A 636-nucleotide genomic window follows, 5' to 3' on the forward strand; every position below is an offset into this window, starting at 1 on the left:
GCGCTTTTAATTCCTCTACCGTCATCTGGCTTGTGTCATAGCGGTCATAGAGGAGTTCCGTCTTCATTCTGGCCCACATACTCTCACAGCGTGCATTATCATGGCAGCGTCCTCCTGCACTGTTCATGCTTTGGTGGATATGGTGCTCCCGGATGGTCTGGCGGTAGGACTCACTGGTATACTGTGTTCCACGGTCACTATGGATGATCGCTCCTTCCAACGTGGGATATGCAGTCAGGGCATTTTCCAGTGTTTGGATACACAGATCTGCTTTCATGTTTGTCCCCATTGACAGACCGAGGACGCTAAGATCAAAGCAGTCGAAAATCGCAGATACATACAGTTTCCCATTGCGCGCCGGGATCTCCGTGACATCTGTAATACATTTTTCTAATGGGGCATCTGAATGGAAATCCCGCTTCAACAGATCATCCGATTTCATGGCTTCCCGGTCTGCCTTTGTAAGTCCATTCGGCTTTCTCTTTGGCCGATGGCTCAGGCCGATCTGATCCATAACCCGGTATACGGTCCGTTCACTGGGTATATGTACGCCCTCCGGCTGCTTCAGCAACAGCGCCTGATACATCCGGATCCGTCCATAAGTATCGTTACATTCATCCTCACTGATGATTTCTT

1 protein-coding gene is annotated in these 636 nt (G+C 49.8%); it reads right to left on the reverse strand.

Annotated features, from left to right (window positions below; all coding sequences use genetic code 11):
* A partial coding sequence (locus tag H6A20_RS14100; protein ID WP_338106720.1) for an IS3 family transposase occupies positions 1-586 on the reverse strand: 586 nt, incomplete at its 3' end.
* Between the last annotated feature and the right edge of the window lie 50 nt (positions 587-636).

This window comes from Mordavella massiliensis (genome assembly GCF_016901695.1).
GTDB lineage: Bacteria > Bacillota > Clostridia > Lachnospirales > Lachnospiraceae > Claveliimonas > Claveliimonas massiliensis_A.